Origin of the sequence: Terasakiella sp. 4MB5A (assembly GCF_050058155.1) — a bacterium.
GTDB lineage: Bacteria > Pseudomonadota > Alphaproteobacteria > Rhodospirillales > Terasakiellaceae > Terasakiella > Terasakiella halodenitrificans.
The window spans coordinates 1,154,395-1,172,537 of record NZ_CP188815.1 but is presented as its reverse complement, the minus strand read 5'-3'; the positions used below and the strand labels follow the sequence as shown (position 1 = coordinate 1,172,537).

At 47.1% G+C, this 18,143-nt stretch carries 16 protein-coding genes and 2 riboswitches; of the genes, 8 read left to right on the top strand and 8 right to left on the bottom strand.

The genetic code is table 11. The annotated features are described in order from the left end of the window. Nucleotides 1–112: 112 nt before the first annotated feature. The 4 genes from ACI0FF_RS05575 to ACI0FF_RS05560 form a co-directional block, all read right to left on the bottom strand. Nucleotides 113–823: a substrate-binding periplasmic protein gene (locus ACI0FF_RS05575; protein ID WP_419799138.1), complete on the bottom strand. Its 711-nt coding sequence runs from the start codon at nt 821–823 to the stop codon at nt 113–115. 65 nt (nt 824–888) lie between these two features. After that, complete coding sequence (cysS, locus tag ACI0FF_RS05570) at nt 889–2,256, bottom strand: cysteine--tRNA ligase (protein ID WP_419799137.1); 1,368 nt, start codon at nt 2,254–2,256, stop codon at nt 889–891. Nucleotides 2,257–2,328: 72 nt separating this feature from the next. Beyond that, nucleotides 2,329–3,663, bottom strand: coding sequence for a glutamate--tRNA ligase (gene gltX, locus ACI0FF_RS05565; RefSeq protein WP_419799136.1), 1,335 nt, complete (start codon nt 3,661–3,663; stop codon nt 2,329–2,331). After that, nucleotides 3,660–5,309: an NAD+ synthase gene (locus tag ACI0FF_RS05560; protein ID WP_419799135.1), complete on the bottom strand. Its 1,650-nt coding sequence runs from the start codon at nt 5,307–5,309 to the stop codon at nt 3,660–3,662. The genes gltX and ACI0FF_RS05560 overlap by 4 nt, the downstream gene beginning before the upstream one ends. Nucleotides 5,310–5,530: 221 nt before the next feature. Here ACI0FF_RS05560 and ACI0FF_RS05555 point away from each other — a divergent pair, with 221 nt between their 5' ends. Further along, complete coding sequence (locus tag ACI0FF_RS05555) at nt 5,531–7,225, top strand: methyl-accepting chemotaxis protein (protein ID WP_419799134.1); 1,695 nt, start codon at nt 5,531–5,533, stop codon at nt 7,223–7,225. 28 nt (nt 7,226–7,253) lie between these two features. Here the strand turns inward: ACI0FF_RS05555 and ACI0FF_RS05550 are convergent, their stop codons facing one another. The 4 genes from ACI0FF_RS05550 to ACI0FF_RS05535 all read right to left on the bottom strand — a co-directional run bounded on the left by ACI0FF_RS05550 (nt 7,254) and on the right by ACI0FF_RS05535 (nt 10,832). Continuing rightward, entirely contained in the window at nt 7,254–8,423 is a 1,170-nt protein-coding gene (locus tag ACI0FF_RS05550) for an HD-GYP domain-containing protein (RefSeq protein WP_419799133.1), read from the bottom strand. A gap of 83 nt (nt 8,424–8,506) precedes the next feature. Continuing rightward, a complete protein-coding gene (locus ACI0FF_RS05545) occupies nt 8,507–9,121 on the bottom strand; it encodes a hypothetical protein (RefSeq protein WP_419799132.1) in 615 nt (204 codons plus the stop codon). Between the two features lie 42 nt (nt 9,122–9,163). Further along, nucleotides 9,164–10,234, bottom strand: coding sequence for a cytochrome b/b6 domain-containing protein (locus ACI0FF_RS05540; RefSeq protein WP_419799131.1), 1,071 nt, complete (start codon nt 10,232–10,234; stop codon nt 9,164–9,166). A gap of 22 nt (nt 10,235–10,256) precedes the next feature. Next, nucleotides 10,257–10,832, bottom strand: coding sequence for a YceI family protein (locus ACI0FF_RS05535; protein WP_419799130.1), 576 nt, complete (start codon nt 10,830–10,832; stop codon nt 10,257–10,259). A gap of 159 nt (nt 10,833–10,991) precedes the next feature. Then, a riboswitch (cobalamin riboswitch) is annotated at nt 10,992–11,204 on the top strand. Nucleotides 11,205–11,310: 106 nt separating this feature from the next. On the opposite strand from ACI0FF_RS05535, the gene ACI0FF_RS05530 reads away from it, so the two are divergent. The 7 genes from ACI0FF_RS05530 (at nt 11,311) to ACI0FF_RS05500 (ending at nt 18,140) form a co-directional block, all read left to right on the top strand. Continuing rightward, nucleotides 11,311–12,495 (top strand): LbtU family siderophore porin, encoded by a 1,185-nt coding sequence (locus ACI0FF_RS05530; protein WP_419799129.1) that lies wholly within the window; start codon nt 11,311–11,313, stop codon nt 12,493–12,495. 73 nt (nt 12,496–12,568) lie between these two features. Then, nucleotides 12,569–12,781, top strand: a riboswitch (cobalamin riboswitch). Between the two features lie 98 nt (nt 12,782–12,879). Beyond that, on the top strand, nt 12,880–13,674 hold the full coding sequence (locus ACI0FF_RS05525) for a DUF4198 domain-containing protein (RefSeq protein ID WP_419799128.1): 795 nt from the start codon (nt 12,880–12,882) through the stop codon (nt 13,672–13,674). 3 nt (nt 13,675–13,677) lie between these two features. Beyond that, nucleotides 13,678–14,307, top strand: a complete 630-nt coding sequence (gene cbiM, locus ACI0FF_RS05520; RefSeq protein ID WP_419799127.1) for a cobalt transporter CbiM — start codon at nt 13,678–13,680, stop codon at nt 14,305–14,307. After that, entirely contained in the window at nt 14,300–14,869 is a 570-nt protein-coding gene (locus ACI0FF_RS05515) for a cobalt ABC transporter permease (protein WP_419799126.1), read from the top strand. Before cbiM ends, ACI0FF_RS05515 begins: the two co-directional genes overlap by 8 nt. Then, complete coding sequence (cbiQ, locus tag ACI0FF_RS05510) at nt 14,866–15,636, top strand: cobalt ECF transporter T component CbiQ (RefSeq protein WP_419799125.1); 771 nt, start codon at nt 14,866–14,868, stop codon at nt 15,634–15,636. Before ACI0FF_RS05515 ends, cbiQ begins: the two co-directional genes overlap by 4 nt. After that, entirely contained in the window at nt 15,629–16,306 is a 678-nt protein-coding gene (locus tag ACI0FF_RS05505; RefSeq protein ID WP_419799124.1) for an energy-coupling factor ABC transporter ATP-binding protein, read from the top strand. Before cbiQ ends, ACI0FF_RS05505 begins: the two co-directional genes overlap by 8 nt. A gap of 142 nt (nt 16,307–16,448) precedes the next feature. Further along, nucleotides 16,449–18,140: a hypothetical protein gene (locus tag ACI0FF_RS05500; protein WP_419799123.1), complete on the top strand. Its 1,692-nt coding sequence runs from the start codon at nt 16,449–16,451 to the stop codon at nt 18,138–18,140. The last annotated feature ends 3 nt before the right edge of the window (nt 18,141–18,143 follow it).

Sequence of the window (18,143 nt, the reverse complement as noted above, 5' to 3'; positions counted from 1 at the left end):
CAAACATAAAACGACCCTATTCACCGCTTGCCTCAATCATCTTTAAGAGAATATAAGCAACAATATACATGGTTTAGGGATATTTTTATAAAAAAGAACGGCTTGCGCTGTTTCAGTTGATGATATTCATCGTATCTTCACGAATATATTTGTGCAAAATCGCCGTATATTCTCCCGATGCTCTCATAACATCAATCGCCGCATCAAAATCATCTCGCACTTGTCGGTCACGGAAACCGACACGATAATGAGTAGGCGGGAATAAAGAATGGAACTGAACCGCAATTCTCTCCCCACTTTCCTCTTCCACTTTTGCTTTAAAATGTAGGAAAATCCGAAAGTCTGAAATCACAATATCTGTGCGGCCCTTTGCAAGCATTTTAACTTGTAAAGCCTGATTGGCGACCTCGTAATATTCCTTATTCTCTGCAATAGCCGTTTTAAAGTCTGCCCCTAACAACTTCGATGCATTTTGAAACGCAGTTACACGGTAATAACCAAGATCGTTTATTTTTTTCAATCGGATGTCCGGCCTTACCAAGGTAATACCGTAATTTTGATAGGAAATGATAGCTTTGGAAAAGAACCCATCCACCGCCATATGCGCACGCATTGTCATGCCGCCATCCAACGCACCACCATTCAGCTCATGCGGGATCCGTTTCAACGGCATGTAGCGAATTTTCATACGATAACCCGCAATTTCAAGCCCACGCCGCACAATATCCAATTCGGCACCGGCATTTTCTTCTTGAATAATGTAAGGCGGTTTAGACAAACCCACACCGACAACAATATCTCGTTCTGCAGCAAATGACGGCACAGACGACACCAACAGTCCTAAAAAAAACAAGACTGTTGCTATAAAATTAAAAACTCTTCTCTGTGCTACTTTCGTTTCCACGTCGTTCCCTGTGCGCTGTCTTCAAGAACGATACCAAGCCCATCAAGTTCATCACGGATACGATCCGCCGTTGCAAAACCCTTATTTGCTTTGGCTTGTTTTCGTTCTTCTATCATACGCTCAATTGAACTTTCATCAACCCCGGAGTTTTCCTGATCCCCGCCTTTCAACCACAATTCTACATCCTGTTGCAGAATTCCCAACAATTGCGCGGCGGCTAAAAGTTGCCCTTTCGTCTGCGGGTTGGGGGCCTTATTGAAGTTCCCCAAAAGTTCATGCAGTTGTGAGATAGCCAAAGGAGTATTCAAATCGTCTTCTAGTGCCGCAATAAAGGCCTGTGGCGCGGCCTCTTCGGCTGCCACCACATCACTATGCTGGCGAAGGGCCGTGTAAAAACGATCCAATGTGGATTTCGCTTCACGCACGCCGTCTTTGGTAAAGTCGAATGGGGAGCGATACTGCGCCGACAACATATAAAAACGCAACGCCTCGCCCGGAACTTCTTCCAATAATTCATGAACCGTGAAGAAATTGCCCAACGATTTGGACATCTTTTCACCTTCAACCATCAAATGGCCGTTATGCATCCAGTATTTGGCATAACGTTCAGTTTTGTTTGCGCAGCAGCTTTGGGCAATTTCATTTTCATGGTGTGGAAAAATCAAATCGTGACCACCACCATGAATATCAAACGTATTGCCAAGATACTTGCGGCTCATGGCGGAACATTCGATATGCCAGCCGGGACGACCGCGTCCCCACGGGCTTTCCCAACCGGGAACATCTTCTTCGCTGGGTTTCCAAAGGACAAAATCGGCCGGGTCTTTTTTGTAAGAAGCAACTTCCACACGGGCACCGGCAATCATATCATCCATATTACGCCCGGATAAGGCCCCATATTCGGGCATACTTGGCACATGAAACAGCACATGACCATCAGCGGCATAAGCATTTCCGTTGGCAATCAGGGTTTCAATCATGTCGATCATTTCAGCGATATGTTCCGTTGCGCGCGGTTCAATATCGGGATTACCTGCGTTTAACGCCGCCATATCCTCGTGAAACGCTTTGGCTGTGCGTTCCGTAATCGTGCGGATATCTTCGCCGGTTTCCTTGGATTTGGCGTTGATCTTGTCGTCCACATCGGTAATGTTGCGCACATAAGTCACATCTTTATAGAGCGTCTTGAGCAAACGATACAAAACGTCAAAGACAATCACCGGACGCGCATTGCCGATATGGGCAAAATCATAAACCGTCGGTCCACAGACATACATGCCCACACAATCCGGATTAATCGGTTTGAATGCTTCTTTTTTGCGGGTCAGGGTGTTGTAGATATGCAATGTCATTGTCTTAACCAACGATGTTTAAAAAGAGAAAAGGCCCCTGCATAATACAGGGGCACTTATGAAAAGAAAAAATTAAGCGGCTGTCCCTTGCAGGCGGGCTTCCACTTTTTCACGGCCCAGCAAAGGTAACAAGACGCCCAGTTCCGGCCCATGATCCATACCGGTCAGGGCTTGACGCAATGGCATAAACAATTGCTTGCCTTTGCGTCCGGTTGCTTCCTTAACAGCCGTCGTCCATGTTTGCCACGTGGTTTCATCCCAGTCGCCTGCGGGTAACAGGTCTTTGGCCTGAACAGCAAAATCAGCATCTTCAATAATCGGGGTGACTTTACCATAAACGATAGCGGCCCAGTCCTGTGCATCTTTCACACGTGACAAATTGGGGCGAACCGCTTCCCAGAAAGCTTCGTCTGCACCTTCAAGGTTCAAGCGTGCAGACGCTGTCGCCCAATCCATTTCGTGGATCAGCTTGGAATTCAGGCGTTCCAGTTCCTTGAAATCGAATTTAGGTGTGCCACGCCCGAAACTTGCAATATCGAAGCTTGCAACCAGTTCATCCAGACTCTTGACCGCCTCAATATTTTCAGAGGTTCCCAAATGTGCCAGCAAGCTGTTGATCGACATGGCTTCCAGACCATCTTCCTGCATTTCTGCCAGAGACATGGACCCTTTGCGCTTGGACAACTTTTCGCCTTCCGTACCGGACAGTAACGGTAAATGGGCAAACGCCGGAAACTTGCCGTCATTCAAAACCTTGAACATAGCAATTTGCACAGCCGTGTTGGACACATGGTCTTCACCGCGCAAGACATGAGTGACACCCAAGTCAATATCGTCAATGGCAGACGGCATCATATAAAGGAATGTCCCGTCCGCACGACGGATAACCGGGTCCGCCAGATTGGCCGCCAAAAATTTCTTTTCGCCCTGCACCAGATCGGTCCATTCAATGTCATCTGCCGGCAGCTTAAAACGCCAATGCGCCTGACGACCTTCCGCCTTCAGCTTTTCTTTATCCGCATCGGGCAGATCAAGGGCGGAACGATCATAGATCGGCGCTTTGCCGCGCGAACGCAAACGTTTGCGCATAAATTCCAGTTCTTCCGGTGTCTCGTAACAATCATAGACCAGACCGTCGGCTTTCAGTTTTTCAAAAACTTCTTCATAACGTTCCATGCGGGCAGACTGGTGTTCTTCTTCATCCCAGCTCAGGCCCAGCCAGTTCATGGCGTCCTTGATGGCCTGTTCATATTCAGGCTTGGACCGTTCCTGATCGGTATCGTCCACACGCAGCAAAAAGGTGCCACCTTCTTTTTTGGCATAAAGATAGTTAACCAATGCCATGCGGGCATTACCGATATGCATCATACCGGTGGGTGAAGGTGCGAAGCGTACTTTAAAGGTCATATCAGACTCGTAAAACCGTTGGTAAGGGGATAGCGGCGGTCGCGACCAAATGCACGCGATGTCAGCTTAACACCCGGAGGCGCTTGACGGCGTTTATATTCCGCACGATCAAGCAACTTCCAGATCCGGCGCACTACATCTGCATCATGACCACAGGCCACCACATCTTCAAGGGAATACTCCTTCTCGACCAAACATTCCAGTATATCGTCGAGAATTTCGTAAGGCGGAAGGCTGTCTTCGTCTTTTTGATCAGGACGAAGTTCAGCCGAAGGCGGTTTGGCGATCACATTATCGGGCATAACGCGCCCGTCGGGGCCAAAACAACCTTCTGGTTTTTGATCATTGCGCCATTTACACAGCGCGAAGACCGTCATTTTATAAACATCTTTCAAAACAGAATAACCGCCGCACATGTCCCCGTAAATGGTGGCATAGCCGACAGACATTTCTGATTTATTGCCCGTTGTCAGCAACATATGTCCAAATTTATTTGACAGGGCCATCAACAGAAGACCACGGGCGCGCGACTGAATATTTTCTTCCGTAATATCTTTGTCTTTCCCTACAAAAACCGGTGCCAGCATTGTCTCGAACGCTTGCATTGCCGGTTCAATGGAAATACTTTCGTATTCAACACCCAGCATTTCTGCACACCCTTGTGCATCATCAAGACTTTCTTGAGATGTATAAGGCGACGGCATCATCACACAACGCACACGTTTTGCCCCTAGCGCGTCAACCGCGACAGCCGCTGACAACGCACTGTCAATCCCGCCGGACAAGCCCAAAACCACACCGGGGAAACCGTTTTTATTGACATAATCACGCAATCCCAAAACCATAGCCTGATACAAGGCTTCCAACCCATGGCTATCGTGTGTCAATGATCCGGCAATTTGATTGTCTTTATTAATTTTGACAATTGCCATTTCTTCGCGCCAATGGCTCATCAGGCAGACCCGTTCACCGGCACTGTTCATCACGAAAGAGGCCCCATCAAAGACCAGTTCGTCCTGTCCACCGACCTGATTGACGTACACCAGCGGCACATGGCAGTGTTCAACCCGCTCTGCTGCCAAATCATAACGCAAGAACGGCTTATCCCCTTCAAAGGGAGACCCGTTCAAGACGATCAACATCTCTGCGCCAGCAAGTTTCAGATCAGCAGTCACATCATCGTACCACATATCTTCACAGATCATCACGCCCAGCTTGCGCCCTGCAAAATCAATAACAGCACTTTCAGCACCACTTGAGAACAAGCGCATTTCATCAAAGACGCCATAATTAGGCAAATGACGTTTCAGAACGATATGACGAATTTCCCCATCAAAAATAAACAGGGCAGCATTATATAGCCCATCATCCACCCGCCACGGCGTCCCCAGCAAGACAGCAGTTGGTTTTCCCCGCGTTGTTTCAACAAACGCCAGCACTGCATTTTCAACTGCATCTTGAAAAGACGGCTTCAACACCAAATCTTCAGGAGGGTAGCCTGTAGTTAGCAGCTCAGGGCTCACCAAAAGATCGGCGCATTGTTCCAATGCACGGTCATAATAAGTCGCCAGCAATTCCATATTTTTACGGATTGCACCGACTGTCGGGTTAAGCTGTGCCAAAGCGAGGGAAAATGTATCGGTCATTTACTGAGGGTCTAGAATTTAAATATCCAACTGTGCGCGAAACTATGCTGACTCGCACCGAATGTCAACGTAACTGCGCGATTGAATAATAAAGCTTACAATTTATTACAATGCTCAACTTGCCCCCTCTTGCGCGCCAAGATAATTTGTTTGTCAAACTAACATAATTTTGGCCTTTAACGGGACTACTTCTGGCTTCGACGAAAAGGACGTTCTTTGGTATGAAAAACTGGAGCATTACAAAGAAACTGCTCGTTTCTCCTGTGATTTTTACAATCGCCCTGATTTTTTTATCGTGGTTATCCTACTCGGGTATTCAAACAATCCGAACCTCGATGGATAATTTATTCAATGAGAATACGGCAAAAGTCGTTAAAGCCCTCGATTTCCAGGAATCATTAAGCGAAGTCAACGGCGGGCTTTTCCGCATGATCAGCTGGACCGCCAGCAACATGACGGATGAAGATTCGCAAAAAGCCATGCGGGAATCGCTGAAATCATCCCTCAACGGTCTGAACATTGATCTTAAGGTTTTGATCAAAAAGCATGACTTCCAAGGTGAAGAAAAAAAATCCGTTGATAAAATCGCAGCCCTTTTCGCGCAATATATCGTTGCAGCAACCGATGTCATCGACACCGCAGAAACCGATGCGTCAATGGCCGTTATCTATATGTTCGAGGCAGACGACCTATTCTCGCAAGTCAACCAAAACGTCGCCTCTCAAGTCGAAAGCTGGCGTGAAAAAGCCGACAGCCAATTTGAAAGTGTCAATAAAAGTATCGACAATACTATTCGTGTTGATGCCATCATCGTTGTTGTGGTTCTGGTTTTAGTTTTTGTGGTTGCCATTTTCATTGCAACCAGTATTTCACGCCCGGTGCGCGGCATGACCCGTGCCATGCAAACTTTGGCCAAAGGTGACCTTAGCGCGGAAATTCCGGCGGATGAACGCCATGATGAAGTCGGCGAAATGGCAGAAGCCCTCAGCATTTTCAAAGACAACCTGGTTGAAATGGAAAACATGCGCACCAATCAGGAGACAGAACGTAAACAGCAGGAAAAAGCCAATCGTCAGCAAATGATGGAATTGGCCGATCACTTGGAAAATTCAGTTTCTAGCATCATTTCCAACATTGCCGATAAGACAGGGGATATCCTGTCCGTTGCCAGTTATGGCGGTAAGGAAAACTCTGAAACAGATACCAGCCAATCAATGGAAGTTGCAGAAGCTTCGGAACGCACAACAACCAACGCCGATACGGTTGCAGCATCCACCACACAACTTTCTGCCGCCATCAGTGAAATCGGTCAACAGGTTACCCAATCAACCGACATTGCCAATCAGGCCGTAACCAAAGCCAGCACCGCCAACGACAAGGTCAATGGCCTTGCCGAGGCTGCCCAACGTATCGGTGAAGTTCTCGGTCTGATCACTGATATTGCCGAACAGACCAACTTGCTTGCCCTAAATGCAACCATTGAGGCTGCACGTGCAGGCGAAGCCGGTAAAGGGTTCGCGGTTGTGGCCTCCGAAGTGAAAAACCTTGCCAATCAAACCGCAAGCGCCACAGACGAAATCGCCAGCCAAATCTCGCAAATTCAAAACGCAACCGGCGAGGCTGTCGAGGCGATTGACGATATCAGTCAAACGATCCATCAAATTGATCAAATTGCAGCAGCAATCGCCGCATCGGTTGAAGAACAGGATGCCACCACACGCGACATCGCCAGAAATGTACAAAATGTATCCGATGATGCCCAGGCCGTTGCAGATCGCATCGTTGCCATGACGCGCAGTGCTGCCAAATCACATAACACAGCCATTCAGGTCACATGGGCCGCCGAAGACTTAAAAGGCCCGACAGATCAGTTAAACGAGGAAGTGCGCAACTTCCTTATTACGATCCGAGGCTAATGCCCCTTCTATAGAACCCGTGCTTTTCTTAATGAATGCTCGGGTTCTCTGGGCGATACACATCCATAATGATTTCTTTAAATAATGCCAGAAGGAAGGGATCGACTTTCCCCTCCAGTGTTTCCAATACCTTGATCGCACTTTCACAACTGAATTCCGGCTTATACGGGCGTTTATCCGTCAAGGCGCAGAAGATATCTACAATCGTAGCCAGTCGCGCCAATTCATTTAAATCCCGTCCAGTCAATCCCTTGGGATAGCCGCTTCCATCCAATTTCTCATGGTGTTGTTCGGCAATCACACGAATGCCTTCGCTGATATTTTCACTACGATTCAAAATATCATGGGAATGTATCACATGTTTTTTTAACTGTTTTAGTTCGTCCCGTGACAGCGGATCCGGCGAATTGAGCAACTCCTGCGATACCGCCAGTTTGCCCACATCCATCAACAAACCTGCCGCCGCAACCGTTAACAATTCGTGCCCGCTGATCCCGATGGCATGCGCCATAAGGCACATCAAGCTCGATACTTTTACACAATGAACATAAGTATAATTATGATGATCTTTCACATGGGCAATCAAGTCCGCAACCTGCCCGTCCAGCACCTCTTCCATCAAGGGGAAACAGCATTCTTTGGTATCGTGGATATTCAATGGATTTCCACGGCGTACGCGGTGGGTGGTACCGCGAAAATGCCCCAACGATGTTTCCAACGCTTCGCGCTGACGGGCCGGTAAGCTCCGCCAACTGGCCTCTAACAATCGATCAACTAATTTTCCGGCTTCATCATGCAAAGCCGATTTCATAAACGGACGGCGCAGATAGGAAACCGGACACAACATACGCACCGTTTCATTAAATGTTTCCGTTGGAACCCGACCCGTAATCAAAAAGGGAATATCACGCAAATGATCACTTTCCAGCTTCATTCTCATAAAATCGCGTGACCCTCGAATGACCAGATCATAATCCATCACAATGAGACCCGGCGTTTTCGCCGCCATAAGCCCGGCCATCGCCGCAGCGGGTGAGGCATAATAATCCACCTCAAAACTACGGTCCAAAGCGGAAACAATTTCACTTCTGAATTTTTCGTATTTGCACACGACAAGCGCACGCACCTGCCCCGGTCGCCGGGATTGATCCGTAACAGCATATCCTACTTTGGCTTTTGCCACCTGCGGACTGAGCATGACACCACCCTCTTGATCGGTGTCCCTGCCTATCACCCCACTATAACCTTAAGCATATGGGAAGTGATTCTCGAATTTCAAGATTAATGAACTGTTTCTTTGGCTTTGTCTTTCAAAACCAACAAGGCCAATATGGCATCTTCGATCAAGGCGTCACGCTCGGAAATTTCTTCCAGTAAAGCTTCACGCATCGCCAGTGTGTAATCAGACCAGTTTTCCACATCTTGTAAAAGCACACTAAATCCTTCGGCCTCTTCGCCCAGACCATCAATCAAAGCAGCGGTGGCAGACGCCATTTTCATATCGTCTTCACCGCCCCAGAACCCTTCGATAAAGCCTGCATCCAGTTCTTCTACACGACGTAAAAGCAGTTCTTTTGCAGCATCCAGCGTCGCAAGTTTACCGCGCGCACTCAGTAAGGGGTTGCGCGCAATTGCCATTTTTTCAATACGTCGCCACAAGCCCATAAACGTTGCAAAAAAGCTTTCACTTTCCGCCTTTTTAACAAACTTGGGGAAGTCATTTTCACCCCAAAAGCTGGCGATCACCATGACAGGTAACAAATCCTTATTCGGACTGGCCAATGCCCCCAATACACGCATGCGAACCACATGAAAGGGGACTTGGCTTTTGTACTGTTCAAGAAATTTGGCAACACCAGCATCACCAATATATTTTTCGGGCTTGTTCGTCGCCATGATCGCACATCTCGCATTCAAATGATTAAGTTGTGCGGCACCCTATTTTTTATCTGCCTTCAAGTCAAAGAAAATGCGTACATCATCCCCGACAACCGTTGTTGCAACCCATTGCCCCTGCCCGATCCCAAAATCATTACGCTGAATTGCCAATTCACCTGTGGCATGCGCCTGATCGGCATTCATTTCAACATTGAAGGGCAGGTCAACTTCCTTGATTATACCGCGCATATTCAGACTTGCTTTGGCGATATAGCCTACGTTCCCATTTTTCAAAATTTGTATCGTTTTAAAAATCGCCTTGGGATGAGCGGTCGCATCGAACCAATCTGCACTGACGATCTGGTTATCACGATCCGCACTTTGGGTATCCACACTGTCGATATCAATGATGATTTCGACATGACTATCTTCAAGGTTATTGGGATCAAACGAAATAGTCGAGGTAAACGACTTAAAAGCCCCTTCAAACTCTGCCCCGGTCTGCGTAGCGATAAACCCAAGCTTGCTGCTGTCCTTATTAACCGACCAATCCGTTGCAAAAGCCGGGCTTGCGATCAAAAACACCGCCACAACCGTCAACATACGTTTCAAGACATCATCACGATTAATAAAATGATGTTTAAGCGCAGCGCCAACATGCAAGGCAATTAGTACAAGGATCAAAACTGCCATAACTTCGTGAAAATCTTTTAAGAAATCAACAGCTTCCTTGGACGGTTCCATCAATGCAGGCAACGTAAACCAGCCAAATACGGACAAAGGGAAATTGGCGGCAGAACTCATGGCCCATCCGCTTAGCGGCATGACAAACATCACTCCATACAGGGCAATATGCACCCCATGTGCCCCTAGACGTTCAAACCACGTCATTTCAACGGGCAATTCAGGTGTTGGATTGATCACCCGCCATGCCAGTCGCAGCACAGCAAGGAATAGAACAATGGCTCCGATGGATTTATGCAAGGCAATTTTTTCAAACATATCCGGCCCTAACGGCAATCCGGTCATATAATAACCAAGCGGAAACATAATCAAAAAGCCGAGAACCATGCTCCAGTGAAAGAACTTGGCAATCCATCCGTAAGACGTGCTGCTATTACGCAATGACATGACGGTAATCCTTATTTAAGCGTTATTTTGCTTGCGCTTCAGTTTCGATACGAATTGTCACTTCATCACCAACGGCCGGGACATAAGTGGAAATGCCAAAATCAGAACGCTGCAAAGTCGCTGTCGCAGAAAAACCAACGGCTGCCTTTTTCGTCATCGGGTTCGGGGCCGCTTTGTTCAAAGTCACCTTTAAAGCAACTTCTTTAGTCACACCGTGCATGGTGAGATCACCTGTGATAATCCCGGTTTTCTCACCCGTGATTTCAATAGATTTACTTTTAAACGTCAGGTTCGGAAACTTCGCAACATCAAAAAAGTCAGCGGATTTTAAATGCTTGTCCAACGCGGCAACATCGGTGTCAATGCTGTTTGCATCAATCACAACCTCAACACGGCTGTCTTGTGGCTTGGCTTCATCAAAAACAAGTGTGCCGTCAAAGGTCTGAAACTCACCTTGAAAATTGGAAAAACCCATATGATTGACATAAAATTCAATTGAGGTGTGATTGGTATCAAATGCATATTCCATTGGCTCCGCTTGTGCGGCAGAAACACCGAGACCAAGAGCAAATACAGAAGCGAGCAAAAGTTTTTTCATCGATAGATATCCTTGCTGATGAGGGATGAATTGTTACTCCCGGCAAGATAATCTGTTCTTTGCACAACAAAAAGAACGCAAAATGAAAGTGATTGTTTCTAAAATTGCACCAATAAAATCCTATCGAAAAACAGAATTGTTGACTCACAAAACAAATTCGACATAAAAGACCGTCATGGTTCTCTCAAGACAAACGTCTAGGAGATTAAAAGGGAACACGGTGAGACGTACCCATCAGGGATCGAAACCGTGGCTGCCCCCGCAACTGTAAGCGCAAATGTGCCGTCTGATAGCCCACTGGTAAAATGGCCGGGAAGGGAGACGGGGCGAAAAAGCGTAAGCCAGGAAACCTGCCATAACACAAACCTATTAACTGAGCGGGGATGCTCATTGGTTGGCTGTTATCGTTGTTATGTGCAACAATTTCATCTTTCCCTTATCCCTGCTTGCTCATTTTAGATCGTGGGGATCAACGACTATGTCCAACAAAGTACAAAGAACTGCCCTTTTCTTGACTGCGGCTTCTATACTCGCCTTCTCTTCTGCTCACGTTCACGCAGCAAAACAAGCCCCCAGCCGTGAAGAATTGCTATCTATGTTGAAACAACAACAACGCCAGCTTGACGAATTGCAGGCCATGTTGAAACAAACTCAAAAACAGGCAGAAACCGCAACGGCTAAAGCCACAGAAGCAGCCGCAAAACCTGCATTCTTGGATACCGTACAAATTGGTGGAACACTGGAACTTGAAGCCACGGAAACTCAGGATTTCACAGACACCGACACCAGCGATTTATCACTGGCCAAAGTCGAACTTACTTTTTCCGCAAAGCCACATGAATATGTAACAACCAATATCGTTGCACTTTACGAAGATGGTTCAAACAATATCACACTTGATGAAGCCACAATCGAAATTGCCAACACTGAAGCCTTTCCCCTTTATACAACCGTCGGAAAATGGGTCATGCCGTTCGGCAATTACGATACCGCCATGAGCAGCGACCCTCTTACCAAAAACCTGGGGGAAACAAAGGAAAATGCAATTCTCGTCGGTGCAACCTATAACGGTTTCAGCATCGAAGCGTTTGCCTTTAATGGCGATACGCAAAAATCAGGAAAAGGCAACAATATCGACCAATACGGTATTAACGCTGGAATAAACGGTGAGGAAGATGGGCTCCTTTACAGCATTGGCGCTGCCTATCTTAACAACATTGCAGATTCAGATGGCATCAATAACAAGCTCACAGGCGCAACGGCCTTAGACGATTACGTTGGCGCAATAAGTCTTTACGGTTCCCTCAGTCTAAACGGCGTGAGCGCATCAGTGGGCTACGTCAAAGCAACCGATAACTTTCAAACTGGCGAGCTTGCCTTTAATGGTCAAGGTGCACAACCTGTTGCCTGGAATACAGAAATTTCCTACACGATGGATATCCTAGGTAAAGAAACAACCTTTGCCGCCACCTATCAGGGAACAGACGAAGCCTTGGCCCTTTCCTTACCTGAAACACGCCTTGGTGGCGCAGTCACAGTCGGGATCTATGATCAAACATCACTGACGTTAGAATATCTTGCTGATGAAGATTATAACGTTTCCGAAGGGGGAACTGGCAAAGACGGTCATACAACAACAGCCAAGCTTGCCGTAGAATTTTAAACCTTCAAGCAGGGAGACGGATTTACCTTCTCCCTGTTCTGGCAACTTATATACTTGACCGGATCGAGTATATTCGCTTAAAAAACAATATGGTTCTCCGAAGGCAAGAGTCTAGGAGATTAAAAGGGAACACGGTGAGACGTACCCATCAGGGATCGAAACCGTGGCTGCCCCCGCAACTGTAAGCGCAAATGTGCCGTCTGATAGCCCACTGGTAAAATGGCCGGGAAGGGAGACGGGGCGAAAAAGCGCGAGCCAGGATACCTGCCATATATACGACGATCGAGCGGGGAGCTCACGGGGATGTCTTTTTCCAACCTGTATCTTCTCTTTCCAACCGCTTGATCCTGACATTTATTTCTCTGATCGAGGGGATCAACATTGTTGCGTAAATCTATTTTCACTGCCGCTATGGTGGGCATTCTGAGCATGGCACAACAGGCCAACGCTCATTTCCAACTTATCTACACACCTGAAATCAATATCAAAAAAGCAGGTGACGTACCGTTAAAATTAGTTTTCTGGCATCCCATGTCCAATGGTCATGCGATGGCAATGGGCGAACCTATTGAGTTTTATTCCGTTTTCAAAGGTAAAAAGACCGACCTGAAACCAACCTTAAAACCCATCACATTTAAGGGTCTGTCCAATGAGGCTGCTGCCTATGATGCCTCTATCACTCTGAAACGAAACGGAGATTATGCTCTCGTCACCGTCCCTACCCCTTATTACGAAGAAAGTGAAGATATCTACATCCAGCAAATCACCAAAGTGGTCATTAACAAAGGCGACGTGCCGACCGATTGGTCTGAACCGCTGGGTCTGAAAACCGAAATTGTCCCACTCAGTAAACCCTATGGCGCACTGGTTGGATCGACTTTTTCCGGTATTCTTTTGAAAGATGGGCAACCTGCTCCCGGCGTTGAAATCGAAATCGAACATATGATCGCAGAACCGGATATGAACGCCAACAAACCGCAAAACGAAAAAGCCCGCGAAGTTCCCGGCGGGGCGATTGTGGCCCTAACCGACGCCCAAGGGAAATTCAGTTTCGGTATTCCCAAAGCCGGTTATTGGGGTTTTGCGGCTTTAGGGTCCGGCCCGGATAGTGAATTTAACGCTAAAGAACTCTCACAAGACGCCGTTTTATGGATCAAAGCCCACACGTTGGAGGATTAAAAGATGCATATCGTAGATGGTGCCCTTTCCAACGATGTGGTCATTGCCGGTGCTATCCTTGCCGTTGGCGGCATTGCCCTTGGGTTAAAGAAAATGGATATGGAAAAAATCCCGGCTGCCGGGATCATGGCGGCGACGTTCTTCGTCGCCTCCCTCATCCATGTGCCCATCGGCCCCAGCTCCGTCCATTTGATTATGAATGGCTTGGCAGGATTGATATTGGGATGGACAGCATTTCCGGCCCTTTTCGTCGGTTTATTGCTACAAGCCCTGTTTTTTGGATACGGTGGCGTCACGGTTTTGGGTGTCAATACCGTTGCAATTGCCTTACCTGCCGTATTGATGCATTACGTTTGTCGCACAGGCATTCGTCATTCAAGCAAGAAAGTCGCCATGTTTTGGGGTGCCCTTGCCGGAGGTGCGTCAATTGCCCTGACCGCCGTACTGGTCACCATTGCCTTGGCCTTTACCGGAGAAGCATTTATCCCAGCAGCCAAACTGGTCGTCTTGGCCCATACACCTGTTATGGCAATTGAAGGCTTCCTCTGTGCCTGCGCGGTGTCCCTGATCCATCGTGTCAAACCTGAACTATTTGACAGCTTTCTTCCCCTGACGGAGATCCGTCATGCGTAAGTTTCTCATACTGATCGTCCTGCTTGCTTTTACAACGCCTGCTGATGCCCACAAGGTTGTTGCCTCTGCCTGGACAGATGGGGCGGATATCGAAGGTGAAGTAGGTCTATCCAACGGTGACGTTGCTTTGGAAGGCACAGCAGTCGAAGTCTTCGATCTTGACGATAATCTCTTGGGGGAAACAAAAATCGGGCAAGAAGGTTTATTCCGTTTTACCCCGACCAAAGCTATTCCCCATAAATTTCGTGCAAACTTAGGCGCCGGACATGTGGCAACACTCATCCTGCAAGTTGATGAATTGCCCGACCACTTAAAAGGTGGAAAGGCCTCGATACAAACCCAGTCTAAAAATACAGATCAACCGGTTGACGTATCCAGTGACATCCAGAAACTGGTTGCCAAAGCTGTGCGTAAAGAAATTCAACCCCTGAGAAAAGAGATCGCCTCCTACAAAGAAAAGAACGATCTTCAAACGATCTTGGGTGGGATTGGATATATCCTCGGGTTAACCGGAATTGCCTTTTACATGGCCGCAAGACGCAAGGAAAAGAAAGGGGAATGAGCCCGGCTTCCTCAAACATGCATATGGGCGCAGGTGGATCATCATGGATGTTACGCCTTGATCCCCGCGCCCGTATCGTTACCTCTTTTATCTTTGCATGCGTTGTCGTCAGCCTGACGGGTTTTATCAGCTTATCCATTGCGGTACTTTGCGGTCTCTTCCTTATGTTATCAGCAAAACTACCGGCCAGAGAAACCATCAAAAAAGTCATGACAATGGATGGCTTTATTATTTTTCTCCTTTGTATGCTGCCTTTTACCACACCGGGGGAAGTCTGGTTTACCCTGTTTGGTTTTGAAGCCACGTGGGAAGGGTTTTACAAAGCCTGTGAAATTACCTTAAAAGCCAATGCTGTTGTCCTGACTTTACTCGCCTTGGTCGGGACTATTGATGCCATTGTTCTGGGGCATGCCCTTAATCGCTTGCGGGTGCCAGAAAATTTGGTTCATCTCATGCTTTTCAGCGTGCGCTATATCGATGTGCTTAAACAGGAATACTTCCGACTACGGGTCGCGATGAAAGCACGTTGTTTTCAACCGGGCAACAATCTGCACACCTATCGTTCCATCGGATATTTGCTCGGCATGTTGCTGGTGCGCAGTATTGAACGCTCCGAACGTATTTTAGAGGCCATGAAATGTCGGGGGTTTCAGGGAAAATTCTATCTCTTGGGCGAATTCCATTTTCAAAGACGGGATCGTCTTTTCTGTCTTGTCTCTTTTCTTTTTCTCCTTGGCCTTTTCATTCTGGATATTCGTTATGGATAAACTCATCGAACTAACAAACATCCATTTTTCCTATCCCACTCAAAAACCTGTTTTAAATGGAATCGACTTTTCCTTAAGCGCCGGTGAACGTATAGCGATTAATGGGCCAAACGGTGCTGGTAAAAGCACGCTGTTTCATATTATGGTCGGGTTGATCAAGCCAACCGCAGGGCATGTCTTCGCCTTCAATCAGGAACGCCGTATCGAAAGTGATTTCAAAGATGTACGCCGCCGCATCGGTCTGGTTTTTCAAGACCCTGATGACCAATTATTTTGCCCTACGGTCGCCGAAGACATTGCCTTTGGTGTGTTGAACCTCGGCAAACCGATTGACGAAGCCCTCGCTATCGTTGAAAAAACATTGCAGGATTTACGGCTGGATCATTTACGAGATCGTGCCACACATAACCTGTCCGGTGGCGAAAAACGACTTGTCAGCCTCTCCTGCGTTCTGGCAATGGAGCCCGACATCCTTTTGCTGGACGAACCCACCAATGCTCTGGATGAAAGCACACAAGAACGCCTGGTTGAAATTTTGAATAATTTACCACAGGCCATGATCGTAATTTCTCACGATCCCCATTTTCGACGCAAAGTGACAAAAAGCCATTTAAACCTTGAAGATGGACGACTTATTCCCCCTGCCCCAAAATGCAAACACGCAAAATAAGTAATCTTTCGTATCGATTTATTAACTATTGTCTTATAGTTTAGGAATGTTGCTATCCCTGTGCGTTCAAAGCGTTGATTTTTGCCTAATTTGTCCGTACTCTTGGCAACAACTGTAAATGAACAAAACAACGGTTTTAAACGTGTCTGAAGAGAAACAAAGCGATTTTGAAAAAGTCGAACTGATGACAGCCATGCAAGAGTTAGCATCGCTCAAACCTGAAGAGGGTAAAGCGGCGATGATGTCTCAGGTTGATCGTGCGGCTTTGCGTGTCCTGAAAGTCCTCAAAGAAGGCAATCCGGATACATTGCAGCAAGGCACCTATCTTCAGCAGGTGAAATTCGTCCTTGGCGTCATGGAACAATGTAAAGAGTTCCGCGACGGTCAATTTACCCGGTTGGTACGCAGCCATGCCGAAGAAATCATGGTCGGTTTGGAAGATTTACCCAAACGGTCTCAAGCAATAAAAGAAAAGAAAAAACGCGAAGCCGAAGAAGCCAAACGCAAGGCGGCAGAAGCAAAATCTGCAGCCAAAGCAAAAGCAATTGCCGCAGGTGGTAAAGGAAGCCCCATCGACAAAGAAGAAACTGTTCTCGAAGAAAAAGAACCAGATTTCCCTTACGAACTGGCTGAGAAAATCTGCATACAAACCGTTGTCCGTCATTTCGATGCCAAGCTGGACGTTTTGCGCAGTGTTCATATGTATGGACGGCACTCAACAGTGGATATCGGCATTCCGCCTCATTTCCTCTATACTGTTGAATTCAGCGTCTTGATCGAAGATGCCATCAAAGCCCTGATCATCGATAGCCGGGATATTTTGGCACGCCGCGTCTATAACGATACCGACCCAAAAGCCGACGAAGAAACAATCCGTAAAGTCCTGCGTGACAAATCACGTCCGCTTCTTGATGTGGTTGAATCTGGTTTCTCGGGCTGGGGCAGTTCACAGGCGGAAGCCGCCAAACGGGCCAATACGGGCGAAAGTGATGGCGCAAAGAAAACCGCTGTAAAAGAGAAAAAAGGCGGTTTGTTCTCCAAACTTTTGGGCAAAGAAAAAAAACCGCAAGCCGCCCCCAAGCGTGCAAAGAAAAAAGAAAAAGAAGCTTGGGAAGAAGTTTTGGAAATTTTCAAAGCCGCCGAAGCACGTGGCGAGATTTTCTTCCCTCGCACCTTCAATTTTTCCATTCTCAGCTATTTGTCGCAAATGCGTGAAAAATTATTTCAATCAGAAGTTGAGCGCATTATCCAAATTGCCGAACAAGCAAAAGGTGGCTCTACAGCAAAAGGGGCTGTCGCACGCGGTTTAGAACAGTCTTTCAAAAACAATGATCAAAACTTCTTTGAAATGCTGATCCTCAATCTGCTGTACACCAAAAACTCTATTGGGTTGGACGAAGTACAAACCGCCTGTATGGGACAAAAACTTGATGAAGGACGCTTGCCGCTGTCCGTACCGGAAATGGGTCGTCGCCCCAATGCCTATGCCACACAGATTATCAAGCTGTTGAAAGAACCTTGCGAACCGCGCGTTCTTAAAAACTGTCTGGAATATTTCTTTGAATCAATCTTGGTTTTACATTTGATCAAGTACGAAAAAGATTTCGCAAATGCGTCAACTTACCTGGAATCACAAAAAGAAAGCTTGGCCAAACCGCTACAAGGTGTCGTCGACGGCATTCTTGGTTTGATGGACCGCGTTCTCTTTGCCCGTCAGCAAGCGCGTGAAACAGGTGAAGACACCTCCCATAACACCAAAGACACCATTTCCCATACCATCGGAAAATTCATTACGGCCTATGAAGGCATGTATGAAAAGATGAAAAAATCCTAAACC